A 22352-nucleotide genomic window follows, 5' to 3' on the forward strand; every position below is an offset into this window, starting at 1 on the left:
ATGGGCAGGCGGGAGCGACTGCCTTACGGGTGTCGAAGTGGACGTCAGGCAGCCGCGCTGCCGAGTCCGGGAGCTCGCGGGCGGGGGCGCCCCGGCGCGTCCGGGTCACGCAACCGCAGGAAGACGGTCTGTTTCGCGCGTTCACGCAGGCTGAGCGTGCGTACCAGCGCCGGGGTCGTCTCCAGCCGCACGTGCAGCACCACGGCGACGACCAGCGCGGCGGCGAGACCAGCGGTCAGCGCGGTCGCCATGCCGCCGAGCCCGCCCGCGACGGGCAGCGCGACGAACAGTGCGGGCAGGAAGAGGGCGAGCACCAGCCTCGCCCGCATCACCACGGAAACCCGCACCATGCGCCCAGTGTACGGGCTCAGACGGGCTCAGACAGGCACTGGCGGCGGGACCGCGCACGCCACCAGCACGTCCCCCATGCGGCGGCGGAACTCCTCCGGTGAGAAGTGGACGCGGCAGATCTCCATCAGCCCCTGCTGCACGTCGGTCCACAGCGCCGGGTCGGTCAGCAGCCGGTGGCACAGCTCGACGTGCTCGGCCGGGGACGCGCCGATCAGGTGCCGTGCCGTCCAGCCAAGGTGCAGGCCCTCACCGCCGACCGGGGTGGTCACGAACGGCAGCCCGGCCGCCATCGAGTCCACGAACTTGATCTTCACACCGGCGCCGTACCGCATCGGGACCACGTGCAGCAGCGCCGACTCCAGCAGCGGCCTCGGGTCCGGCACCTTGCCGACCACCTCGATCGCCTGGCCGTCCAGCGCGAGCACCGCGGGCGACGGGTCCGCGCCGACCACCCGCAACCGCAGGTCCGGGTGCCGTTCCCGCAGCGGCGGCAGCACCTCGTCGGCCAGCTCCAGCACGGCGAACTCGTTGGGGGTGCGTGGCGTCGAGTCGAACCCGCCGAAGAACACGATGTCGCGCCGCGCCTCGAAACCGGGCACCTCGGCAGGCACGTGCGCGGGATAGCAGGCGACGTGCACCGACAACCCGGGCGCGACCCTGGCGGCCCAGTGGGCCTCCTCCTCGCTCACGCACACCGCGACGTCGGCCCACGTGAACGCGTCGACCTCCTGCTGCCGCAACAGGTCCGCCTGCACGGCCCACGACCGGCGGTCCTGAACGTCGGTCGCCGTGCCGAAGTGCTGCTCCGGGCGCCGGTGGAACAACGCCTCCGCGTCGTACACCTTCACCGCCTGCGGCTGCGCGTCGGCGATCGGCAGGCCGTAGCCGACGAAGTTGTGCGGCCGGAACACGACCACCACGTCGTAGAGCCCGGCCCGCTCCCGCGACCAGCGGCCGGGGTCGTCGACGCCGTACACGACCTCGATGCCGCGGGCGGCGAGCGCGGGCGCCACCTGCCCGGCCCGCTCCGCAGACACCGCGAAGAACGTGACCCGCGCCCGCGGATCGGCCTCGCGCCACGCGTTCACGACGGCCATCGTGCGGCCGTCGCCGCGGCCGCGGTCGGGCTGCGGCACCCGGTCGTCGATCAGGAGCACCCGGTAGGGCGCGATCTGGTCACGCAGCCACCACCTGCGGTGCGGGTGCTCGTCGAGCCCGACCACCGGCGCGCGCCTGGCAAGCTCGGCGGGCCACCGCCTGGTGAACGTGGTGTGGTTGAGCCGCATCAGCTCGTTCGCCCGTGCCGACGAGCTGCTGCCGTGCCGTTGGTGCGTCACCGCCGACGCGGGCTCCAGCCACGTCTGCCAGCCGTGCGCCCGCAGCGACAGCATCAGGTCCACGTCCTCGAAGTACGCGATCTCGTACTCCGGGGAGAACCCGCCAGCCTGCAGGAACGCCGTGCGCCGCACGACGAGGCACGCGGCGGAGGCGTAGTCGACCTCGCGGGTGAACAGCGGACCTTCGGTCATGTCGCCGTCGACGGCGCGGCACCAGCCGTCGCCGCCGATCACGCTGCCCGCCTCCTGCACCGAGCCGTCCGGGTTGCGCAGCACCGGGGACACGGCCGCGGCCCGCGGTGTCCGGTCGAGGAACGCGAGCAACGGCTCCAGCCAGCCGTCGGTGACCTCGATGTCGGCGTTGAGGAAGCACAGGAACTCGGTGTCGGCGTGCCGCACGGCGAGGTTGCCGCCCGCACCGAAACCGAGGTTCCCGGCCATCCGCAGCACGGTCGCGCCGGTCAGGTTCTCCGCCAGCCACGCACCGGTGCCATCCGGCGACGCGCTGTCGGCGACGATCACCCGGTACGGCACGGACGTGTGCTCCGCGAGCAGCTCCAGGCACCGCACCACCAGTTCGCGCCCGCCGTAGGACACGAGCACGAAGGTGATCCTCGGCGTCATCCCCGCGCCTTCCCGTACGCGTCACGCAGCGGCCGGGTCCAGCGCACCAGCTTGGTGTTCCGCCAGGCGGACAGCTCGGCCTCGACGTGCGCGAGCCGCGCGGCCAGCTCCTCGTTGCGCCGGGTCAGCTCGCGGTTGGCCGCCCGCAGCTCGTTCGCCTCGTCGGCGACCTCGTCCCGTTCCCGGAACGCCTGCGCGAGCGGCTCGGCGAGGCGCTGCCGCTCGACGAACATCCGCTGCCGCAGCTGCCAGTGCGCCTGCCGCAGCGCGTGGTTCTCCTGCGCCAGCACCGCCGTCCGCGACTCCAGGTCGCCGCCCCGCTCGGCCAGCGTCTTCTCCGCCAGTGCCGCGACCCGGTCCAGCTCGTCCCGCAGCTCGGTCACCGAACCGCTTGGCACCGGGCCATCGCACGGCACGCGCAGCGCCGCGCACACGGCCGTGACGTGCTCGTCGTCGGTGGTCACCGACCGCGCGCCGGACAGGATGGCGAGCCGGTCCTCGAACACGAGGCCGTCGGGCAGCTCGGACACGTCGTAGTCGCCGTCGGGCAGCTCGCCGAGCTGGCGCAGCTGCGCGACCCGCACCGGCAGCGTGTCCAGGTCGACCACCCGGTCCAGCAGGAACGCCGGGTCCGCCGTGGCGACGAACGCGGCCCGCGACGCGAGCACCGCGGGCAGGTCCCGCACCGCGAACGGCACCACCGGGTGGACCGGATCGAGGCGGGCGGCGAGGTCGAGGGTGAACGGGTCGCCGGAGCACACGACGGTGACCGTCGCGGCCGCGGCGAGTTCGGCGGGCGAGCGGTCACGCAGCGGTTCGGTCACGAGCCCGCCGTCCGCCACCGCTTGGCGACGCCAACCGGCGGGCGAGCAGAGAGTCATCCGCCAGCCCGGCAGCCGCGTGAGCAGCTCCTGCTGGATCACCCGTCCGAGTAGCTGGTCTCCGAGGCCGGGTTGGTCGGCCGACGTCCAGATCGCGACCGCGCCCACCCCGGTACTTGGTGCTGGCACGGCGGAACTGTACCCACCCCGGGAACCCCTCCGGTACCGACCGTGTTCAGCCGATCGGGTCAGCTCCCCGGGCGTGTCGCGCGTCACATCCCGCACTCGGCGTGGGAACGGTACGACCATCGCCTCCGTCGCAGTCGGGTCCCGAGCAGGAGGAGGCGCCACGTGGTGATGCAGATCCTCGTCGTGAGCGTCGTGGCCGTGATCTTCCTGGTCCGGCTCACGGTCGCGCTGTACGACCGGCCGACGCGGCAGGAGAGCCAGGTCGCCGGCCGGCGCACCCGCTGAGCAACACCAGCGAGGTGAGCCCGATCAGCAGTCCCGCGGTGGCGCCGAGCAAGGCGGGCCACGCTGCGGCGCCACCGTCCAGCATCGTCTCGCCGAACAGGTTGACGGCGGCCCACACGTTCCAGGCGAACAACGCCCCGGCCCCGACCCACGTCACGGCCACGGGCACCCAGAACCGCACCCGCACCCGGTTGGTCATCACCACGGTGCCGGCGGCCGCCCCGAACGCGAGCACCCCGAACACGATGTCGGCCAAGGCGCCGTTCCGCAGCAGCAGCACCCCGGTGACGGCGGCGAGCAGCGCCCCGGCGTGCGCCGTGACGGCCCGGACGGGCCCCGGCGCCGGGACGTCGGGCGGTGTCGAGCCGGAACACGGCAGGCCACCGGTCCATCGCGTAGAACACGAACGCGATCCCGAGCAGCACGCCCTGCCAGGCGAACCCGCCGTACACGAGCGGCTGCACCCACGGTTCGAGGAACGGCACCGGTTTCCCGAAGTCCATGGTCGGCAGCAGGATCGCGATGGGCGCGAGCAACCCGGTGCCGATCCAGATCGGCACGAGCACGAAGAACCCGGGGATCCGCTGCCCCCACGAGTAGGTGAAGGCGAGCGCGACGACGATCGCGACGACGTCCATGGCGGCGGTGACCGCGTTGAGCAGGAACGCACTCGGTTCCGCGGCGAAGAAGTCCGGGTCGGCCAGCCCCATGGTGCCGCCGGCCAGCCAGTTCGCCTTCAACACGAGATAGGGGAACGTACCGGCGACCGCGGCCCAGCCAATCGCATGCCTGACGGTGATCATGCTTTCAGCGTCGTCGCCGCCGCCCCGTGGCACGTCCCGCCGGAGCGCGAACCCGCTCCCCCGCAGGGATGAGCCCGGGTCAGGGGCGTTCGAACAGGGCCGTCCACAGGAACGGGACGCCGTAGAGGGGCGAGTCGGCCTGTTCCTCCGTCATCCGCCGCAGCTCCACCTCGGTCAGCTCCGAAAAGATCCACCGCAACGACTCCGGCGTGTACCCGAGACCGCCCTCCAGGCGCCCCTTCCGGTACAGCTCCGCGTCCGGCGCCTCCGACCCCATCTCACCTGCCGCGAAGCACGCGAGCCCGAAGTGACCGCCCGGCTTCAGGCACCGGTCGAGCAGCGACAGGTAGCTGACCCGCCGGTGCGGCGGCAGGTGGTGGAAGCAGCCGGAGTCGTAGACCAGGTCGTACTCGCCCAGCTCCATCGAGAACACGTCCCCGCACAGGAACCGGATGTCCGCGTCCCCCGCCCGCTCCTTCGCCCACGTCAACGCGGCGTCGGACAGGTCGACCGCGTCCACCGAGAACCCGGCCGCCGCCAGGTGCACCGCGTTGCGGCCCGGCCCGCACCCGATGTCGAGCGCCCGGCCCGGTGGCAGCAGCCCGCGCTCCAGGTACGACACCAGGTTCTCGTCCGGCTTCGCCGCGAAGAACGGGACCGGCCGTTCCCGGTCGCCGTAGAACTCCTCCCACTTCAGGGCGTCGGCGAACAGGCCATCGAGGAGGGTCAGCACGTCCTCGACCGACCGGATGTGCCGGTCGGTCACGGGGCCAGGTCGATGTGCACTCCGGTCAGCTCCTCCGAGATGTCCCACAGTCGTTTCCCCAGTTCGCGGTCTCGGGCCTCGTCGAGCGGTTCGACGAGTGCCGGGAAGCCCTTGCCCTCGTTGCGACCGTCCGGGCCCCAGAACTGACCGCTTTCCACGTCCGCGCCCGCCGCCGCGTAGATCTGCGGCAACGCACCCGTCGCGACGTCCTGCGCCATGACCCGGTTGGTCATCTTCATCATCAGTTTGCCAACACCGGTCGGACCACTGGTCTGCAGGTTGGTCGCCGCGTGGCCGGGGTGTGCGAGCACGCTGCGCAGGGGAAACCCGGCGGTCCGCAGCCGCCGGTGCAGCTCGAGCGCGAACACCACGTTCGCCAGCTTGGACTGCGCGTAGTACTTGGTGCGGTGGTAGCCGTGCTCGCCGTGCAGGTCCTCGAAGTGGATGCGGCCGCGTTTGTGCAGGGTGGAGCTGACCGTCACCACGCGCGGGTCCTCGCCGCGCAGCAGCGTGTTGAACAGCAGGATCGTGAGCGCGAAGTGCGCGAGGTGGTTCACGCCGAACTGCAGCTCGTAGCCCTGTTCGGTGAGCGAGCGGGGCGGCGTCATCACACCGGCGTTGTTGACCAGCACGTCCACGTGCTCGACGCCCGCGGCGAACTCCCGCACCGAGTCCAGGTCGGCGAGGTCGAGGTGGCGCAGGTCGAAGCGGCCGTCGGGCTGCTCGGCACGCAGCGAGTCCACCGCGGCCTCGCCCTTCTCCATGTCGCGGGCGGCCATGATCACCGCGCCGCCGAGGGCGCCGAGCGAACGCGCGGTCTCCAGGCCGAGCCCGCTGTTCGCGCCCGTCACGACGAAAACGCGGCCGACCTGGCTCGATAGGTGTCCGGCGACCCAGTCCGCCGCGGACGGTCTGTCCCCCTCAGCTGCCTTGCTCATGCCGCACAGCCTGCCTCACGAAGCGCCGGAAATGGTCATGGCGGACGGAATACCCGATGTGTCGAATGTCAATGCCAGCCGATTGGCATCTGGCTCGGAGGCGGGACCGTCAGTAGCCTGTCGCCGTGGAACTCCGTCACCTGGGAGAATCCGGGCTCGTGGTCAGTGCGGTCGGACTCGGCTGCAACAACCTGGGCCGCCCGGGAACGGCAGCCGAATCTCTCGCGGGCTCCCGCGCGCTCATCGCGGCCGCGGTCGACGCCGGGGTCAACTTCTTCGACGTCGCCGACGTGTACGGCGCCCCCCGCGGCCGCAGCGAGGAACTGCTCGGCCAGGCACTCTCCGGCCGCCGCGACAACGCCGTGATCGCCACGAAGTTCGGCGTGGACATGCAGGGCGGGAACGGCCCCGACTTCGGCGCGCGTGGCTCGCGGCGGTACGTGAAGCGTGCCGTCGAGGCGTCGCTGCGCAGGCTCGGCACCGACTGGATCGACCTCTACCAGCTGCACCGCGCGGACCCCACCACGCCGGTCGAGGAGACACTGTCGGCGCTGGACGACCTCGTGCGCGAGGGCCTGATCAGGTACGCGGGCGTCTGCAACCTCGCGGGCTGGCAGGTGGCGGACGCCGTCTGGTTGTCCAGGACCAACCACTGGGCCGGCGTGGTCGCCGCCGAGAACCACTACTCGCTGCTCGAACGCGAGGCGGAACGGGACGTCATCCCGGCCTGCCAGCGGTTCGGGCTCGGGCTGCTGCCGTACTTCCCGCTGGCCAACGGCCTGCTGACCGGCAAGTACCACCGGGACACCGACCCGCCGGCGAACGCGCGGCTCGCGGGCCGGACCCGGCTGCTGGCCGACGCGCCGTGGGACCGCATCGAGAAGCTGCGCGCGTTCGCCGAGGAACGCGGCCTGCCGATGGCGACGGTCGCCATCGGCTGGCTGGCCGCGCAGAAGACGGTCGGTTCGGTGATCGCGGGTGCCACCACGCCGGAACAGGTGATCGCGAACGCCGCCGCGACGCAGTGGCACCCGAGCGCCGACGACCTGCTGGCCCTCGACGAGATCTGCCAGCCGGGACGCCGCTAGACGATTGATTCCGTGAAGATCATGTGAAGTGGCTTGGCGTACGGACCCGTCATCAGGCACGACCCCCACACCCACGTGGGCGTCCGAGACGGGGCTGGGCCGGTGCCCTGAAAGGCGCGTTCAGGGCGCTGAGCGCCCTGAACGCGCCTTTCAGGGCATTGCCACGCCGACTTCACGGAATCAACTCACGCACCGCATTTCCGGCGCGGGACACTAGCGCGGTGCCATCCGCAGTGCGCCGTCGAGGCGGATGACCTCGCCGTTCAGGTAGTCCTGCGCGATGATCGACAGCGCGAGCTTCGCGTACTCCTCGGCGTGGCCGAGCCGCTTCGGGAACGGGATCCCGGCCGCGAGGCCCGCGCGGAACTCGTCGCTGACGGTCGCGAGCATCGGGGTGTCGATGATGCCCGGCGCGATGGTGCAGACCCGGATGCCGGACGACGACAGGTCACGCGCGGCAGGCAGGTTCATGCCGACGACGCCGCCCTTGGACGCGGCGTAGGCGACCTGCCCGATCTGCCCGTCGAACGCCGCGATCGACGCGGTGTTGATCACGACACCGCGCTGGCCCTGCTCATCGGCCTCGGTCCTGGCGATCTCCTGCGCGGCGAGGGTGACCACGTTGAACGTGCCGATCAGGTTCACCTCCACGACCTTGCGGAACAGCGCCAGGTCGTGCGGGCCCTTCTTCGACAGGATCCGCGCCGATGGCCCGATGCCCGCGCAGTTCACGACGGTCCGCAGCGGCCCCTGCGCCGCGGCCGCGTCGACGGCGGCCCGCACCTGCTCGGGCTCGGTCACGTCGGCCCCGACGTAGGTGATCCCGGCGACCTCTGGTGCGGTGTCGATGGCGACCGGCAGGTCGACGGCGAACACCCGGGCGCCCTGGTCGGCCAGCGCCATGGCGGTCGCGCCACCGAGCCCGGAAGCGCCCCCCGTCACGATGGCGGAAGTGTCACTGATCAGCATGCCGACAGGTTAACGCTCGATCACTTCAGCTCGGTCGACAGCAGGTCCATGAGCAGGCCGTCGTGCCAGCCCTTGCCGTCCGGGTCCCGCTCGTAGCGCCGCAGCACGCCGACCGGCCGGAATCCGACGGCCTCGTAGCACCGGATGGCGGCGACGTTGTCGGCGGCGGGGTCGATGACGATCCGGTGGTGGTCCCGGTCGTCGACGAGGTGCCGGGCGAGCGTCGCCACCGCGTCCTTGCCGATCCCGCGGCCGTGCACCGCCGGGTCCACGTAGATGTCGATGGAGGCGTGCCGGTAGTCCGGATCGTCCTCCTCGCCGTACTGGACCATCCCGCGGACCGCCCCGCCGACGACGATCGCGAAACAGGTGACGTCGTCCTCCGTGCCGTCGTCGGCCGGCTCACCCCACCGCGCCCGCACCTCGGGCGTGGCCCGGATCCGCCGCAGTTCCGGCAGGTGTTCCGGGGTCAACGGGACGAGCTGGACGACAGCACCTTCGAGCACCCGGTCACGCTATCTCCCGGCCCGGTGGTTTCACGGCCGTTCCGGCTAGCTCTCGCTGTCCGAGGGACGGTGTGTGACGTGGAGCAGGAGCACCAACGGGATGGCGGCGAGAAGGGCGAGCCCGGCGAAGAGACCGGCGGCGGCGAGGAGTTCCATGACATCCACCCTGGTGGGGCGGCTGCTGCGAGCGCGTCGCCCAAGAGGGGTGTTCTGCCATCCTTCTGGGGGATGAGTCGGATCACCGTGTGCTACAGATCACCCACATACGGCACCTCGTACACGCTCGGTGACGACATCCAGTGCCGCAGCGCGTGGGTGGCGCGCACGTCGTCCTCGTTGTACTCGAGCAGCCGAGTCCGCTGCGCACCGTCCGGCGGGGCGCCGTCCATGCCGACGGCGTCGCGGTACCAGCGCATGCTGTTCTCGCCGCTCGCCTCCTTGTCGCGCCACGAGAAGCCCGCGGCGGGCGCGATCGTCTTCAGGCCCTTGCCGCGCGAGCACAGGAAGTGGTCCCGCACGCTGCCGAACAGGTCGAACCACGCGTCCGAGGTGATGAAGGCCTGCACCTGCTCGGTCGTGGGGATGCCCGGCTTGCCGGCGAAGCGCTTCGCCGACGACAGGAGCCAGCGGTTCTCGGCCAGTTCGTTGTAGCAGTACGCGCGGAAGCTCAGCCCCCGTGCGCGCGCACGGAGGCGCACGACCGTGAGCCACTGCCAGAACGCGGCGAACGACCTCGACTCGTCGTCGGTCGGCAGCGGCTCCCACGTCGCGAACGCGCGGTAACCGGCGGGTTCGCCCACGTCCGCGCCGGTCAGCAGCGCACCCCACAGGTACGCGCCGGAGTCGCCGAAGCTCTCCATGTCGACGTCGACCTCGACGTCGGCGCGCGGCACGTGGATCGCGGGCACCCTGCGCACGACGGTCAGGTCCGCGAGCCACGCCTTGGCGAGGCCAACGGCGTCGGCCATCGGCATGCCGGTCGGCGGCAGCGACTCGTCCTCCGGGTCGAGCACGGCCAGGTCGTCGACGGTCCGCACCCCCGCGGCACGCAGGCTCGCGGCCTCCTCGCCACGCACCACCAGGCTGACGTCCCTGGTCCGCTGCAGCTCCACCTGGCAGATCGGCCACCACGGGCACGACCGGCACTCGACGATCCGGGACGGCTGCGCCAGCGCCGCAGCACCGGCCGCGGCCGCGTTCGCCACGGCGAGCCGGTCGGCGAACCGGACGTCGTACTCGGCGAGCGCGTCCCGGCCACCCGGCCAGGTCGGCGCCTCCAGGTCGTGCCACACGACGACGTCGCCGTCGAGCCCCACCACACCCGCGATGGCGGGCCCCGGCGCGGCGTGCCCGCACGCCTGCAGCAGCCGGTAGGTGTGCGCGAGCCGCAGCACGTCCCTGGGCTGCGGGCGCACGCGGCGCCGCTTGTCCTGGCGCCTGGCGGCCGGCCACGGCTTCGACAGCGGCGAGGTCCGCGCGCCGGAACCGGGATCGCTGACCTTGTGCCGCACCACGAGCAGCGGCACGTATCCGCCGTCGACCGCGACCAGCAGGTCCATGTGGCCTCTTCGGCCACCCGCCTCGTCCCGGGGCAGCTGGGCGGCCCAGATGAACGGGGCGCCCGCCGCCATCGCGTCCAGCGTCATCCGCTCGCGGTCGCTCGCGCGCACCTCGGATCCGCGCGGGATCTCCGTCCAGCCCGGGCCGACCAGGCCCGCGATCTCGTCGGCGATCGAGCGACGGTGCGCGGCCGCGTCGGCCATGCGCTGCTCGCCCGTCGGATCGGGCGGCGCGGTGGGTGCGTCGGCCATCGTCGGGTCGTGCTCGAGGTGCACCCGACGGCGGCAGCGGTTCACCACGCCCGAGTCGAGAAGCACCGATGTCGTCACGGTACGCAGTCTAGGCGGGGCCACCGACAAAACCCGGCGGGCAGCGCGTGCCGGGGCTGGTCAGCAGCGATAAGTTCATGGCATGGCACTGAGGAAGCGCAAGGCCGCCGACGGTGACGCGGAGTCGAGGTTCACGCCGAAGCGGGCGAAGAACGCGATCGCCGTCGTCAAGATCATCGGTCCGGCCGTGCTCCCCGTGGTGGCGCCGCACGTGCTGCGTGCGCTCGGCGAGGTGCGCGACCGGTACGACCGCGGCCGCGCGCGGCGCCTCGGCGTGCCCATCGACGAGCTGTCCCGGTTCTCCGGCCGCGGCGGCGCACTGCACGCGCGGATCTCCGGTGCCGCCACCGCCGTCGCCGAGCTGCGGGAACGCGCCGACGCGACGGCCGACGACAGGGCGTTCGCCGACCGCGGCGACACGACGCTGCGCCAGTTGGCCGCGGCGGTCCGGGCCGCGGAACGGATGCCGTCGGCGCGCCGCAAGGCCGCGCACCGGGCCGCGTCGATCGAGCTGGACCAGTTGGAGGAGCGCCTCCTGCACCGCCTCGGCGTCTGACCCACCCGGCGCCCGGCTTACACGACCCGAACATTTCCCTGTCCTCGCGCTCACCTCGGCCCGCCAACCTGGGGCCATGAACAAGCTCATCACCGCCGCGCTCACCGCCGCCCTCCTGCTGGCGGGCGGGACGACGGCGACCGCGCAGACCGGCCCGGTCACGATCACCCTCAGCCCGGAGCAGGTGCGGAACCTGTGCGAGAAGCGCGTACCGAAGATCGAGAAACGCGCGGACCGGCTGCTCGACCGGATCAACGGCGGCGCGCAGGTCCGCGGCTCCGCCGAGTGGTTGCGTGCCCGCGCGGCCAAGGAACGCGACGCGGGCCGCGAGACACGCGCACAGCTGCTGGCGGAGCGAGCCGACCGCCGGGCAGGCCGGGTCGACGACCTGGCCAGGGTGCAACGGTGGGCCACCGGCTTCCGCACCGAACACTGCGAGCAGAAGTGAAACGGCTGGCGTGCACACTGGCGCTGCTGCCGGTGCTACTGCTGGGCACCGGCTGCCGCGCCGACACCGAACCCGCCGTCGACCAGCAGGTCGGCGACATCGAAGCCACGCTGGACGCGATCGAGTCGGAAATGGCTGGTGACTGAGTGAGTCCTGGACCGGGCCATGGCTGAGCAGAGCAGAGGGCTCGTGCTGGTCGTCGAGGACGACCCGGCCATCGCCGACCTCGTGCAGCGGTACCTGCTGCGCGAGGGCTTCGGCGTGCACGTCGAGAAGGACGGCGCGGCGGCGCTGGCGGCGGTGCGGCGGATGCGCCCGGCAGCCGTGGTGCTGGACGTGGGCCTGCCCAGCATGGACGGCATCGAGATCTGCCGGACCCTGCGCACCGAGGGCGACTGGACCCCGATCCTGTTCGTCACCGCCCGCGACGACGAGGTGGACCGCGTTCTTGGCCTGGAACTGGGCGGCGACGACTACGTCACGAAGCCGTTCAGCCCCCGCGAACTGGTGGCACGGGTCCGCACGGTGCTGCGCAGAGGCCCGACGGCCGCGGAGGTGCTGGCGGTGGGCGGCACCCGCGTGGACCTGACCCGGCGCAGGGTCTGGGCGAACGACGCCGAGGTCGCACTGACCGCCACCGAGTTCGACCTGCTGGCCCACCTGATGCGCCACCCGAACCACGTCTTCGACCGAAGCCGGCTCCTCAGCACGGTGTGGGGCTACTCGACGACGACCACGAGAACCGTCGACGTCCACGTGGCGCAGCTGAGAGCCAAGCTGGGCACGGCAAGCCCCATCCGCACCGTGAGGGGCATCGGCTACGCCGCCGACCCGTCGTGACCCCGAAGTCCACGACGTGACATCCCATCCCGGGCCGAACATCCCGGACCCCCACCACAGAACCGGCCCGGAACGATGACGACACGACAACCACCCGAAGCAGACCCGTACGGCAGCCGGTCCGGGCCCGCGCCGCCCCGGGAGTCCGGTGGCAGGGTGGCGCGGCGGTCGTCGCTGTGGGCCCGGACGGCCGTTCTCGGGTATGTCGTCGCCGGGGTGACCGCGCTGGTCGCGGCGTTGGTGTCCGTCGGGCTGGTGAGCGGGCAGTCGCGGAAGGTGCTGGCCGAGCAGCTCTCCGCTCAGGCGGACGTCGTGTCCGCGCAGTTCGCGGACCTGCCGGTGGCCGGGCGGCGGGTGACCGAGATCCTCGAAGGGCTCGACGTCGAGGTGGTGCGGCGTGGCCCCAACGGCGGGATCGCCGGAGCCGACCGGCAGGCCGTGCGCGCTGCCCGGCGGGCCGGGTTCGCCCGGGTCACGGCCGGACAGCCGCTGCACGGGGCGGCGACCGTCGGTGGGGTCGAGTTCATCGTCGAGGGGCGGGCGGTGGACGGGCGGCAGGCGATCGCGCTCGTCCAGCGGGTCGACCTCGCCAACGGGACCGGGCGGGAGTTGTTGCGCAGCCTGCTGTTCGCGTTGAGCGCCGGCATCGTCGTGGCCGCGATCGCCGGGATCGTGCTCGCCCGGTTGCTGGCGCGTCCGTTGCGGCGGACCGCCGACGTCGCCGTCGGCATGCGGCACGGGCGGCGGGACCTCCGGGTGCCCGCCGACGGGCCAAGGGAGCTGGTGGCGGTCGGGGAGTCGATCAACGCGCTCGCCGACGCGCTCGCCCACAGCGAGGCGCGGCAGCGGGAGTTCCTGCTGTCCGTGTCGCACGAGTTGCGCACGCCGCTCACCGCCGTGCGCGGGTTCGCCGAGTCGCTTGCCGACGGCGTGGTCACCGGGGACGAGGTGCCCTCGGTCGGGCGCACCATCGAGATCGAGGCCGGACGGCTCGACCAGCTCGTGTCCGACCTCCTCGACCTCGCCCGCCTCGGCGCCGACGACTTCCGGCTCGACATCGTCGAGGTCGACCTCTCCGCGCTGCTCGCCGAGTCCGCGCACGTGTGGGAGCGCCGGTGTGCCGGGGCGGACCTGCTGTTCCGGGTCGAGAGTCCCGGGCGGCCCGTCGTGGTGCGGACCGACCCGCAGCGGGTCCGGCAGGTCGTCGACGGGCTTGCCTCCAACGCCGTGCGTGCCACCCCCGCCGGGGCACCGGTCGTGCTCGCGCTGCGGGAGGTGCCCGGCGGCGCGGTGCTCGAGGTCCGTGACGGCGGGCCGGGGCTGTCCGCCGACGACTACCGCGCCGCGTTCCAGCGCGGGGTCCTCCACTCGCGGTACCGCGGGGTGCGCCCCGGCGGCACCGGGATCGGGCTCGCGCTCGTGCACGGGCTCGTCACCCGGCTCGGTGGCGCCGTCGACGCCGGGCCAGCGCCGGAAGGAGGCGCGCGGTTCAGCGTGGCCCTTCCTCGGTGAGCGCCGCCGCCAGCACCTCCGCCAGGTGCACGGCCGTGCGGTCACTGCCCTGCGCCACCTGCGTCCGGCAGCTGAAGCCGTCCGCGATCACCACCGTGTCCTCGTCCGCCGCGCGGACCGCTGGCAGCAGTGCGCGCTCCGCGAGTGCCTGCGACACCTCGTAGTGCTCGCGTTCGAAGCCGAAGTTGCCCGCCAGGCCACAGCAGCCCGCCGGTACCGACGTCAGGTCCACACCGGCCCTCGCAAGCAGCTCCGTCTCCGCCGTGTAGCCCAGCGTCGCGTGCTGGTGGCAGTGGACCTGCGCGAGCGCCGCACCGGACACCGCCGGCGGGGTCCACTCCGGAGCGTAGGCACGCAGGAAACCCGCCAGCGTGAAGGTGTTCGACACCGTGCGGGTGTCGCCCGTCAGCTCCGGCACGTCCGTCCTCAGCGCCGAAAGGCAGCTCGGTTCCAGGCCGACGATGGGGGTGCCCGCGTCCAGGTGCGGGGTCAGCACCCGCAGGCTGCGGCGCATCACCCTGCGTGCCACCGAGAGCTGGCCGGTCGACACCCAGGTCAGCCCGCAGCACACCGAACCCTTCGGCAGCACCGGGTTGAACCCGGCCGCCCGCAGCACCCGCACCGCCGCGATCCCGGCCGCCGGGGTGAAGTGGTTCGTGAACGTGTCCGGCCACAGCACCACCGGCCGCCCGGACCCCGGGTTCCGGCTCAACCACCGGGTGAACGACTCCCGCGCGACCGACGGCAGCGCCCGTTCCGGCGCGATCCCACCGGCCCGCTTCAACAACGGCGCGACAGGCCCCGACAGCAGCGCGTTCGCCACCCTGGGCAACCGCGCCGCGAGCCGCAGCCACAACGGCAGCCACCCCATCGAGTAGTGCGACGCGGGTCGCAGCCGCCGCTTGTAGTGGTGGTGCAGGAACTCCGCCTTGTATGTCGCCATGTCGACATTCACCGGGCAGTCGCTCCTGCACCCCTTGCACGAAAGGCAGAGGTCCAGCGCGTCCCGCACCTCCGTCGACCGCCAGCCGTCGGTGATCACGTCACCCGCGAGCATCTCGTACAGCAGCCGCGCCCGCCCCCGCGTCGAGTGCCGCTCCTCACCCGTCACCTGGAAACTCGGGCACATCACCGAACCCGAGTGGTTGCGGCACTTCGCGACCCCGACACACCGCCGCATCGCCTGCTCGAAGTCGCCGTCGTCGTGCGGGTACGAGAACGCCGTCGACACCGCGGACAACGGAACGAACCGCAGGTTCTCGTCGATCCGGTAGGGCCGCACCACCATGCCGGGGTTCATCCGGTCGCGCTGGTCCCAGAACGCCTTGAACCGCGCGAACAACGTCATCGCCGCGGGCGAGTACATGCGCGGCAGCAGTTCCGCACGCACCTGCCCGTCGCCGTGCTCGCCGGACAGCGAACCGCCGTGCCGGGCCACGAGGTCCGCGCCCTCCTCGACGAACCGGCGGAACACCGCCCGGCCCTCGTCGGTGACCAGGTCGAAGTCGATGCGGATGTGGATGCAGCCCTCACCGAAGTGGCCGTAGGTCAGGCCGCGCAGCCCGTGCCTGTCCAGCAGCGCGCGGAGTTCCCGCAGGTACGCGCCCAGCCGGGCGGGCGGCACCGCCGTGTCCTCCCAGCCGGGCCACGCCTCCGACCCGTCCGCCATGCGGGTCGAGATGCCGGAGCCCTCCTCACGCAGCCGCCACAGCGCGCGCTGCGCCACCTGGTCGGTCAGCACCTGGTGCGGCGCGCCGATCGCCGCGGCGATGGCGTGCGCCGCCGCGGTCCCGTCGACCTCGACGAACAGCCACGCGCCACCGTCGGGCAGCGCGGGCGGCGGCTCGGGGTTGCGGGCGGCGCGCAGGGCGACGATCCGCTCGTCCATGCTCTCCACGGTCAGCGGCCGGTGCGCCAGGATCGCGGGCACGGTGTCGGCCGCGGCGATGTCGTCGGCGAACCCGAGGACCAGCAGCACCCGTTCCTTCGGCAGCTCCACCAGGCGGACCGTCGCGCCGAGCACCGTCACGCACGTGCCCTCGGTGCCCACCAGCGCCTTCGCGAGGTCGCGGCCGTGCTCGGGCAGCAGGTGGTGCAGCGCGTACCCGGACACCTGCCGCCCGAGCCTGCCGAACTCGGTGCGCAGCACCGCGAGGTTGTCGTCGACCAGTTTCCGCAGGTCGGCGGGCAGCTCGCGGTCGCGGCCGACGGTCATGCGGGCGCCGTCGTAGGTGAGCACGTCCAGCTCGACCACGTTGTCGAGCGTCGTGCCCCACGCGACCGAGTGGGAGCCGCACGAGTTGTTGCCGATCATGCCGCCGAGCGTGCAGCGGCTGTGCGTCGACGGGTCGGGCCCGAACGTCAGCCCGTGCGCCGCGGCCGCGGCCCGCAGGTCGTCGAGCACCACGCCCGGTTCGACCCGCGCGGTGCGGGACACGGGATCGATGGTGAAGCGGTCGAGCCGGGTCATGTCCAGCACGAGCCCGCCGCCGGTCGCGTTGCCCGCGAGGCTGGTGCCGCCGCCCCTCGGCACGACCGGCACGTCGTGCTCCCGCGCGGCGGTGACCGCGGCGATCACGTCGTCGACGCTGTCCGGCCGCACCACCCCGAGCGGCACCTGCCGGTAGTTCGAGGCGTCCATCGTGTACAGCGCTCTGGTGCCCGCGTCGAAGTTCACGGCACCGGACACGGTCTGGGCCAGCGTGCGCTGAAGGTCCATGGCCCCGATGCTAGGCGGCGAGGACCGCCTTGATCGTTTCGGCGATCGGCGTGGTGGGCCTGCCGATCAGCGTGCGCAGGTCGCCGGGCGTGTCGGCGAGGGTGCCGTCGGCGATGTTCTGCTCCAGCGCGGCGACGAACCCGGCGACCTGCGCCGGGGTGCCGCGGTCGACGAGGAACCGCTGGAACTCCGCGGGCGCGAGGCTGCGGTAGGCGACGGGTTTTCCTGCCTGCTCGGCGATCTGGTCGGCGAACTCGGCGAACGTCCACGCGGTGTCACCGGACAGCTCGTAGGCCCTGTTCTCGTGCCCGCCGCCGGTGAGCACGGCGATCGCGGCGGCGGCGAAGTCGGCACGTGCGGCGGAGGCGACCCGGCCGTCCCCCGCGGCGCCGACGATCTCGCCGGTCTCGGCGCCCTGGGTGATCTGGTCGGCGTGGTTCTCGTGGTACCAGCCGTTGCGCAGGAAGGTGAACCCGAGCCCGCTCGCGCGGATGACCTCCTCGGTCGCCTTGTGCTCCGGCGCGAGGACCAGCGGTGACGTGTCGGCGTGCAGGGCGCTGGTGTAGACGAGCTGCCGGACCCCGGCCCGCTTGGCGGCGTCGACGACGGCCGTGTGCTGCGGGACCCGCCTGCCCGCTTCGCTGCCCGAGATCAGGAGGACCTGGTCGGCGCCGGTGAGCGCGGCGTCGACGGTGTCGGGCCGGTCGTAGTCCAGCTCCCGCACCTCGACACCCAGGTCCGCGGCGGCCGAGGGGTTGCGTGCCCCGGCGACCACGGCCGCGCCCCGCTCGCGGAGTCCCGCGACGACGAGCCGGCCGAGCTGCCCGGTAGCCCCGGTCACGACGATCATGAACACTCTCCTGAGGTTAGTACTAACTGGTGGTTAGTACTACCATATACCTCATGGACGAGTTGGTGTTCGACGTCTTCGCACGGAACTGCACGTCCCGGGAGACGATGGAGCACGCGACCGGCCGCTGGGGCACGCTCGCGCTGGTGGCACTGCTGGACGGCACGACCCGGTTCAACGCACTGCGGCGGCGGGTCGACGGGATCAGCGAGAAGATGCTCAGCCAGACACTGCAGGCCCTGGAACGAGACGGGCTGGTGCTGCGGGAGGCGCGGCCGACGATCCCGCCGCACGTCGAGTACAGCCTGACCCCCCTGGGCACCGACGTGGCCAGGCACCTGCACACACTGGTCGAACTGCTGGAAAGCCGCATGCCGGAGGTGCTGACCGCACGGGCGGCCTACGACGCGCGCTAGACGATCGATTCCGTGAAGATAATGCGAAGTGGCTTCGGCGTACGGCCCCGTCATCAGGCACGCCCCCACACCCGCGGTGCCGTCAATGGGCCATTCAGGACGCCCAGCGCCCTGAACGCGCCTTTCAGGGCATTGCCAGGCCCTCAACGCAGACCAGGGCCCGTGAAGCGGGCCCCTGCCGACGCAAGCCCGACGGTGGCGCAAGCCCACCCCACAGGGGCTCCCTGCCATCCCGGAGACGGATGGCCGGGTCAGTCCGGTGGGATGGTGACGAAGCCTTCCTTCACCAGCCAGTCGCGCGCGACCTCCGCCGGGTCCTCGCCGTCGCCGTCGATCTTCACCGACAGTTCCAGGATCACGTCGTTGTTCAGCCTCGCCGACACCGGTTCCAGGACGTCCGCGATCGCCGGGTAGCGGTCGAGGAACTCCTTGCGGACGGTCACCGCGGCGTTGTACTGCGGGAACGTCTTCCTGTCGTCCTCCAGTACGGCCAGGTCCAGGGTCAGGATGCGGCCGTCGGTGGTGAAGACCTCGCCGAAGTTGCACGTGCGGCCCGTGGCGAGCGTCGCGTAGATGGCGCCGACGCCGAACGTCTTGATGTTGCGGTCCGGCACGTCGAAGCCGTACTTCTTCTCCGCGCCGAGCAGCCCGTCCTGGCGGCTGATGAACTCCGACTCCATGCAGAACGTGCCCAGCGACGGGTTCTGTTCCAGCAGCGCCACCATGTCGGACATCGTCTTCAGCCCGTGCTCGTCGGCGAACTCACGCGTGGTCGCGAACGCGTACTTGTCGTTCACCGGCGAGTACTGGAGCCACGCGATGCCGAACCGTTCCAGGTCCGCCTTCTTCACCGCGTCGTACTGCTGCTGCTCGTCGGGGATGGGCACCGTCTGCTGCTGGAAGTTGATCCAGCTGGTGCCCGTGTACTCCCAGTACAGGTCCAGGTCGCCGACCTCGAGTGCCTGGCGGACCGGCGTCGAGCCCTGGATGTTCGTCATGTCCTCGACGTCCGCGCCCGCCGCCGTCAGCGCGACCTCCGCGATGTAGCCCAGCAGGATCTGCTCGGTGAAGTTCTTCGAGCCGACCCGGATCGGCACGTCGGCCAGCGACGGTTCCGCCTCGATCGAACCGGGGGCCACGTCGAACGCCAGCGTGGCGCCCGCCTCCAGACCGCAGCCACCGACCAGCACCGTGCACGCCGCGGCCAGCGCCGCGAGCCGCTTCACCGCAGCCCCTTCGGACCGAGGTACCGCTCGGCCAGCGCGCCGAGCCAGTCGACCAGCAGCGCCAGCCCCACCGCGAGCGTCGCGCCCGTCAGCAGCACCGTCGGGCGGGCCACCTTGTACCCCGAGTCGATCACGAACCCGAGGCCGCCGCCGTTGACGAACAACGCGAGTGTCGCCGTGCCGACCGCCAGCACGAGCGACGTGCGCAGGCCGGCCAGGATCAGTGGCACGGCAAGGGGAAGCTCGACTCTCCGCAGTACCGTGAACGATGACATCCCGATGCCCCTTCCCGCGTCGACCAGCGCCGGGTCGACCTGCTGGATGCCGACGATCGTGTTGCGCAGCACCGGGAGCAGCGACACGAACGTCAACGGGATGGCCGCCGCCCACAGCCCTTCCTGTGCTGTCCACAGGAAGTACAGGACGATCACGCCGATCGCGGGGGCGGCCTGACCGATCGTCGCGATGCCGAGGAAGACCGGGGCGACCCAGCGCGCCCACCGTCGCGTGAGGACGATGCCGAGCGGGATCGCCACCACCACGACGAGAACCGTCACCGCCGCCGTGATCAGCACGTGCTCGCCCGTCGACTTCAGCAGTGTCGTCGGGTTGAGCGCCACGACCTCGATCGCGTCGAGCTCCTGGCCGAACGCCCACACCAGCACGCCGCCGACGAGCACCAGCGCCGCGATCGGCTGCAGCAACAACCGGACCAGCTCCACGCGCCGCGAGCCGGACTCGGTCGACAGCACCGCGTCCGTGACACTCACGACTGGTGCTCCGCACGCAGCTCGCGGATCTTCGCGACCACCGTGTCGAGCTGCACCGTCCCCGCGTACTCGCCGCGCGGACCCGTGACGACCGCGTCGCCGCCCTCGGTGAGGATCGCCTCCAGCGCGTCCTGCAGCGTCGACTGCGTGGACACCACGTCCCCGACCGGTTTCCCGGCCCCGGCGAGCGACGTGCCGCCGAGCTGCCGGTCGTGCACCCACCGCTGCGGCCGCCGCCGCTCGTCCAGCACCAGCGCGAACCTGCGGCCGTCGTCGGCGAGGCGCTGCCGCACCGCGGACGGCGCCTCGTCGACGGTCGCGGTCACCGCCGTGCCCAGCTCGATGTCCCGCACCCGCAACAGGGTCAGCTGCTTGAGCGAGGCGCCCGCGCCGACGAACCCGGCCACCGTGTCGTCCGCCGGGTTCGCGAGGATCGCCTCCGGGGTGTCGTACTGCAGGATCCGCGAGCGGTCACCGAGCACCGCGATCCGGTCGCCCAGCTTCACCGCCTCGTCGAAGTCGTGCGTGACGAACACGATCGTCTTGTGCAGCTCCGCCTGCAGCCGCAGCAGCTCGTCCTGCAGGTTGCCGCGCGTGATGGGGTCGACCGCGCCGAACGGCTCGTCCATCAGCAGCACCGGCGGGTCCGCCGCGAGTGCCCGGGCCACCCCGACGCGCTGCTGCTGCCCGCCGGACAGCTGCCTGGGGTACCGGCGCACGAACTCCGCGGGGTCGAGGCCGACCAGCGACAGCATCTCCTCGACCCGCGCCTCGATCCGCTTCTTCGGCCACTTCAGCAGGCCGGGCACGACCGCCACGTTCTGCGCGACGGTCAGGTGCGGGAACAGCCCGGCCTGCTGGATCGCGTAGCCGATGCGCCGCCGCAGGTCGTCCGCGTTCAGCGACAGCGCGTCGTCGCCGCCGACGACGATGCGGCCGGACGTCGGCTCGATCAGCCGGTTGATCATCCGCATGGTGGTGGTCTTGCCGCAGCCGGACGGACCGACGAAGATCGTCGTCTCGCCGGGGTTGATCGTCATCGTGAACGCGTCGACCGCGGGTTCCCGGGAGCCCGGGTACCGCTTCGTCACGTCGGCCAGCTCGATGCCCACGCTGGTCTGCTCAGGCACGGATCCCCCTCGAGGTGGTCAGGCGGGCGACCAGCAGGTACAGCCCGTCGATGAGCAGCGCCATCAGGACGATCCCGAGCGTGCCGGCGAGCGCCTGGTTGAGCGCGTTGGCGGCGCCCGCGCGGTTCAGCCCGGAGAAGATCTCGGTGCCCAGCCCGGGGCCCTTCGCGTACGCGGCGATGGCGGCGATGCCCATCAGCATCTGCGTCGCCACCCGCATGCCGGCGAGGATCGCGGGCCACGCGAGCCGCAGCTCGACGAGCGTCAGCACCCGCAGCCGGTTCATGCCGATGCCGCGGGCCGCGTCGGTGACCGCCGCCTCGACGCCCCCTAGACCGACGATGGTGTTCCGGACGATCGGCAGCAACGCGTACAGCACGAGCGCGACGACCGTCGGCGGCACCCCGAGCCCGATGAGCGGGATGAGCAGACCGAGCAGCGCGAACGACGGGATCGTCAGGATCGTGCTCGCGAGCGCGGTGGCGACGGTCGAGCCGACCGGGCTGCGATACACGGCGACACCTGCGAGAACACCGATGATGGTGGCGATGACCGTGCACTGGAGGACGACGCTGGCGTGCTGGTAGGCCTCGGCGGCGAGGCGCGGCCACCGGTCGGTGACGAACTCCAACAGAGTCACCTTGATCACCGTGGCGTAGATCAACCGAGATGGCAAGCACCCGGGACCGGGGCCGCCGCTCACCGGAGGGTCGTCCACCTCACCGGGACGGCCGGTCACAAGCCTGTCGTTTCGTCCTACCCTTGGGCGCGTGCACGGGAGACGGACCAGGAACGCGGACGCCGGTGGCGTCCTGCTGGCCTCGTCGTCGGCCGCGCTCGCGATCGCCGCGCACGGCATCGGCGGCGGCAGGGTGTCCGACTCCCTGTTCACCGTCCTGCTGGCGACGCTGCTCGCGTGGGGCGGCTCGACGCTCGCCCGCCGCGGCGGGGTCCCCGCGCTGGTGGGGGTGCTCGGCGTGACGCAGCTCTGCCAGCACCTGCTGCTCACCGAGCTCGCCAGGGGACACGGCCACCAGCAGGCCCTTTTCGACGCCAGGACCATGTTCGCCGCCCACGCCGTCGCCACGGTGCTGACGGCGGTGCTCCTGGCCAGGGCAGGCGTGGCGCTCAGCCTGGTCGCGAGCACGGCGGCGTGGCTGTTCTCCCGGCTCACGGCACTGGTCGCCGGCCCGGTCGGCCACGCACCACGACCTGCGGGCACACCGCTGCCCGCCCGTCCCGGCGTGCTCATCGAGGTGCTGTTCCGCGAGGTCTGCGCGCGCCGCGGCCCACCCGTCGGCTCCTGAGAACCGACACCC

At 72.2% G+C, this 22352-nt stretch carries 24 protein-coding genes; 10 read left to right on the forward strand and 14 right to left on the reverse strand.

Annotated features, from left to right (window positions below):
- Nucleotides 1–44: 44 nt before the first annotated feature.
- From ACFPCV_RS15060 to ACFPCV_RS15070, 3 genes are read right to left on the reverse strand one after another with little or no spacing between them, the layout of a single operon-like run.
- Entirely contained in the window at nt 45–350 is a 306-nt protein-coding gene (locus ACFPCV_RS15060) for a DUF6412 domain-containing protein (RefSeq protein WP_378056749.1), read from the reverse strand.
- A 27-nt stretch (nt 351–377) separates the two neighbouring features.
- On the reverse strand, nt 378–2312 hold the full coding sequence (locus ACFPCV_RS15065) for a glycosyltransferase (protein WP_378056750.1): 1935 nt from the start codon (nt 2310–2312) through the stop codon (nt 378–380).
- Nucleotides 2309–3322 carry an SH3 domain-containing protein gene (locus ACFPCV_RS15070; protein WP_378056751.1) on the reverse strand — a complete coding sequence of 338 codons (1014 nt, stop codon included), beginning with the start codon at nt 3320–3322 and terminating at the stop codon, nt 2309–2311. The genes ACFPCV_RS15065 and ACFPCV_RS15070 overlap by 4 nt, the downstream gene beginning before the upstream one ends.
- A 162-nt stretch (nt 3323–3484) precedes the next feature.
- Between ACFPCV_RS15070 and ACFPCV_RS15075 the strand changes: the two genes are divergently transcribed.
- On the forward strand, nt 3485–3607 hold the full coding sequence (locus ACFPCV_RS15075; RefSeq protein WP_378056752.1) for a hypothetical protein: 123 nt from the start codon (nt 3485–3487) through the stop codon (nt 3605–3607).
- 14 nt (nt 3608–3621) lie between these two features.
- Complete coding sequence (locus ACFPCV_RS15080; RefSeq protein ID WP_378056753.1) at nt 3622–4482, forward strand: hypothetical protein; 861 nt, start codon at nt 3622–3624, stop codon at nt 4480–4482.
- A gap of 7 nt (nt 4483–4489) precedes the next feature.
- Here the strand turns inward: ACFPCV_RS15080 and ACFPCV_RS15085 are convergent, their stop codons facing one another.
- Together ACFPCV_RS15085 and ACFPCV_RS15090 are read right to left on the reverse strand one after the other, a co-directional pair.
- Nucleotides 4490–5176: a class I SAM-dependent methyltransferase gene (locus tag ACFPCV_RS15085; RefSeq protein WP_378056754.1), complete on the reverse strand. Its 687-nt coding sequence runs from the start codon at nt 5174–5176 to the stop codon at nt 4490–4492.
- On the reverse strand, nt 5173–6114 hold the full coding sequence (locus ACFPCV_RS15090) for an oxidoreductase (RefSeq protein ID WP_378056755.1): 942 nt from the start codon (nt 6112–6114) through the stop codon (nt 5173–5175). The genes ACFPCV_RS15085 and ACFPCV_RS15090 overlap by 4 nt, the downstream gene beginning before the upstream one ends.
- A 125-nt stretch (nt 6115–6239) precedes the next feature.
- On the opposite strand from ACFPCV_RS15090, the gene ACFPCV_RS15095 reads away from it, so the two are divergent.
- Entirely contained in the window at nt 6240–7202 is a 963-nt protein-coding gene (locus ACFPCV_RS15095) for an aldo/keto reductase (protein WP_378056756.1), read from the forward strand.
- 213 nt (nt 7203–7415) lie between these two features.
- Here ACFPCV_RS15095 and ACFPCV_RS15100 read toward each other — a convergent pair whose 3' ends face one another.
- The 3 genes from ACFPCV_RS15100 to ACFPCV_RS15110 all read right to left on the reverse strand — a co-directional run bounded on the left by ACFPCV_RS15100 (nt 7416) and on the right by ACFPCV_RS15110 (nt 10566).
- The gene (locus tag ACFPCV_RS15100; RefSeq protein WP_378056757.1) at nt 7416–8171 is read right to left on the reverse strand and encodes an SDR family NAD(P)-dependent oxidoreductase; all 756 of its coding nucleotides are present in this window, start codon (nt 8169–8171) and stop codon (nt 7416–7418) included.
- A gap of 20 nt (nt 8172–8191) precedes the next feature.
- Nucleotides 8192–8677: a GNAT family N-acetyltransferase gene (locus ACFPCV_RS15105; RefSeq protein ID WP_378056758.1), complete on the reverse strand. Its 486-nt coding sequence runs from the start codon at nt 8675–8677 to the stop codon at nt 8192–8194.
- A gap of 248 nt (nt 8678–8925) precedes the next feature.
- Nucleotides 8926–10566, reverse strand: a complete 1641-nt coding sequence (locus ACFPCV_RS15110; RefSeq protein ID WP_378056759.1) for a TM0106 family RecB-like putative nuclease — start codon at nt 10564–10566, stop codon at nt 8926–8928.
- Between the two features lie 82 nt (nt 10567–10648).
- On the opposite strand from ACFPCV_RS15110, the gene ACFPCV_RS15115 reads away from it, so the two are divergent.
- From ACFPCV_RS15115 to ACFPCV_RS15135, 5 genes are all read left to right on the forward strand, one after another.
- Nucleotides 10649–11122 carry a DUF6474 family protein gene (locus ACFPCV_RS15115; RefSeq protein WP_378056760.1) on the forward strand — a complete coding sequence of 158 codons (474 nt, stop codon included), beginning with the start codon at nt 10649–10651 and terminating at the stop codon, nt 11120–11122.
- Between the two features lie 76 nt (nt 11123–11198).
- Complete coding sequence (locus ACFPCV_RS15120; protein ID WP_378056761.1) at nt 11199–11570, forward strand: hypothetical protein; 372 nt, start codon at nt 11199–11201, stop codon at nt 11568–11570.
- Nucleotides 11567–11716 (forward strand): hypothetical protein, encoded by a 150-nt coding sequence (locus ACFPCV_RS15125; protein ID WP_378056762.1) that lies wholly within the window; start codon nt 11567–11569, stop codon nt 11714–11716. Before ACFPCV_RS15120 ends, ACFPCV_RS15125 begins: the two co-directional genes overlap by 4 nt.
- Before the next feature lie 19 nt (nt 11717–11735).
- Nucleotides 11736–12410, forward strand: coding sequence for a response regulator transcription factor (locus tag ACFPCV_RS15130; RefSeq protein ID WP_378056763.1), 675 nt, complete (start codon nt 11736–11738; stop codon nt 12408–12410).
- Between the two features lie 75 nt (nt 12411–12485).
- Complete coding sequence (locus tag ACFPCV_RS15135) at nt 12486–13922, forward strand: HAMP domain-containing sensor histidine kinase (protein WP_378056764.1); 1437 nt, start codon at nt 12486–12488, stop codon at nt 13920–13922.
- Here the strand turns inward: ACFPCV_RS15135 and ACFPCV_RS15140 are convergent.
- Together ACFPCV_RS15140 and ACFPCV_RS15145 are read right to left on the reverse strand one after the other, a co-directional pair.
- Complete coding sequence (locus tag ACFPCV_RS15140) at nt 13900–16641, reverse strand: FAD-binding and (Fe-S)-binding domain-containing protein (protein ID WP_378056765.1); 2742 nt, start codon at nt 16639–16641, stop codon at nt 13900–13902. The genes ACFPCV_RS15135 and ACFPCV_RS15140 overlap by 23 nt on opposite strands.
- 10 nt (nt 16642–16651) lie before the next feature.
- Nucleotides 16652–17491 carry an SDR family oxidoreductase gene (locus tag ACFPCV_RS15145; protein ID WP_378056766.1) on the reverse strand — a complete coding sequence of 280 codons (840 nt, stop codon included), beginning with the start codon at nt 17489–17491 and terminating at the stop codon, nt 16652–16654.
- A gap of 53 nt (nt 17492–17544) precedes the next feature.
- Between ACFPCV_RS15145 and ACFPCV_RS15150 the strand changes: the two genes are divergently transcribed.
- On the forward strand, nt 17545–17907 hold the full coding sequence (locus ACFPCV_RS15150) for a winged helix-turn-helix transcriptional regulator (RefSeq protein WP_378056767.1): 363 nt from the start codon (nt 17545–17547) through the stop codon (nt 17905–17907).
- Between the two features lie 251 nt (nt 17908–18158).
- Here ACFPCV_RS15150 and ACFPCV_RS15155 read toward each other — a convergent pair whose 3' ends face one another.
- Genes ACFPCV_RS15155 through ACFPCV_RS15170 form a run of 4 tightly spaced genes read right to left on the reverse strand, consistent with a single transcriptional unit; the run spans nt 18159 to nt 21673 of the window.
- Nucleotides 18159–19133, reverse strand: coding sequence for a glycine betaine ABC transporter substrate-binding protein (locus ACFPCV_RS15155; RefSeq protein ID WP_378056768.1), 975 nt, complete (start codon nt 19131–19133; stop codon nt 18159–18161).
- Nucleotides 19130–19903, reverse strand: coding sequence for an ABC transporter permease (locus ACFPCV_RS15160; protein ID WP_378056769.1), 774 nt, complete (start codon nt 19901–19903; stop codon nt 19130–19132). The genes ACFPCV_RS15155 and ACFPCV_RS15160 overlap by 4 nt, the downstream gene beginning before the upstream one ends.
- A complete protein-coding gene (locus ACFPCV_RS15165) occupies nt 19900–21033 on the reverse strand; it encodes an ABC transporter ATP-binding protein (RefSeq protein WP_378056770.1) in 1134 nt (377 codons plus the stop codon). The genes ACFPCV_RS15160 and ACFPCV_RS15165 overlap by 4 nt, the downstream gene beginning before the upstream one ends.
- Nucleotides 21026–21673 (reverse strand): ABC transporter permease, encoded by a 648-nt coding sequence (locus ACFPCV_RS15170; protein WP_378056771.1) that lies wholly within the window; start codon nt 21671–21673, stop codon nt 21026–21028. Before ACFPCV_RS15170 ends, ACFPCV_RS15165 begins: the two co-directional genes overlap by 8 nt.
- 130 nt (nt 21674–21803) lie before the next feature.
- On the opposite strand from ACFPCV_RS15170, the gene ACFPCV_RS15175 reads away from it, so the two are divergent.
- Nucleotides 21804–22340, forward strand: coding sequence for a hypothetical protein (locus ACFPCV_RS15175; RefSeq protein ID WP_378056772.1), 537 nt, complete (start codon nt 21804–21806; stop codon nt 22338–22340).
- Nucleotides 22341–22352: the final 12 nt, after the last annotated feature.

This window comes from Actinophytocola glycyrrhizae (assembly GCF_042653545.1).
GTDB lineage: Bacteria > Actinomycetota > Actinomycetes > Mycobacteriales > Pseudonocardiaceae > Actinophytocola > Actinophytocola glycyrrhizae.

Bases quoted from the DNA above. Each gene is read 5' to 3' on its own strand.
- ACFPCV_RS15060 (WP_378056749.1), bottom strand. From the start codon at position 350: ATGGTGCGGGTTTCCGTGGTGATGCGGGCGAGGCTGGTGCTCGCCCTC.
- ACFPCV_RS15065 (WP_378056750.1), bottom strand. From the start codon at position 2,312: ATGACGCCGAGGATCACCTTCGTGCTCGTGTCCTACGGCGGGCGCGAA.
- ACFPCV_RS15090 (WP_378056755.1), bottom strand. From the start codon at position 6,114: ATGAGCAAGGCAGCTGAGGGGGACAGACCGTCCGCGGCGGACTGGGTC.
- ACFPCV_RS15100 (WP_378056757.1), bottom strand. From the start codon at position 8,171: ATGCTGATCAGTGACACTTCCGCCATCGTGACGGGGGGCGCTTCCGGG.
- ACFPCV_RS15115 (WP_378056760.1), top strand. From the start codon at position 10,649: ATGGCACTGAGGAAGCGCAAGGCCGCCGACGGTGACGCGGAGTCGAGG.
- ACFPCV_RS15120 (WP_378056761.1), top strand. From the start codon at position 11,199: ATGAACAAGCTCATCACCGCCGCGCTCACCGCCGCCCTCCTGCTGGCG.
- ACFPCV_RS15130 (WP_378056763.1), top strand. From the start codon at position 11,736: ATGGCTGAGCAGAGCAGAGGGCTCGTGCTGGTCGTCGAGGACGACCCG.
- ACFPCV_RS15135 (WP_378056764.1), top strand. From the start codon at position 12,486: ATGACGACACGACAACCACCCGAAGCAGACCCGTACGGCAGCCGGTCC.
- ACFPCV_RS15140 (WP_378056765.1), bottom strand. From the start codon at position 16,641: ATGGACCTTCAGCGCACGCTGGCCCAGACCGTGTCCGGTGCCGTGAAC.
- ACFPCV_RS15145 (WP_378056766.1), bottom strand. From the start codon at position 17,491: ATGATCGTCGTGACCGGGGCTACCGGGCAGCTCGGCCGGCTCGTCGTC.
- ACFPCV_RS15150 (WP_378056767.1), top strand. From the start codon at position 17,545: ATGGACGAGTTGGTGTTCGACGTCTTCGCACGGAACTGCACGTCCCGG.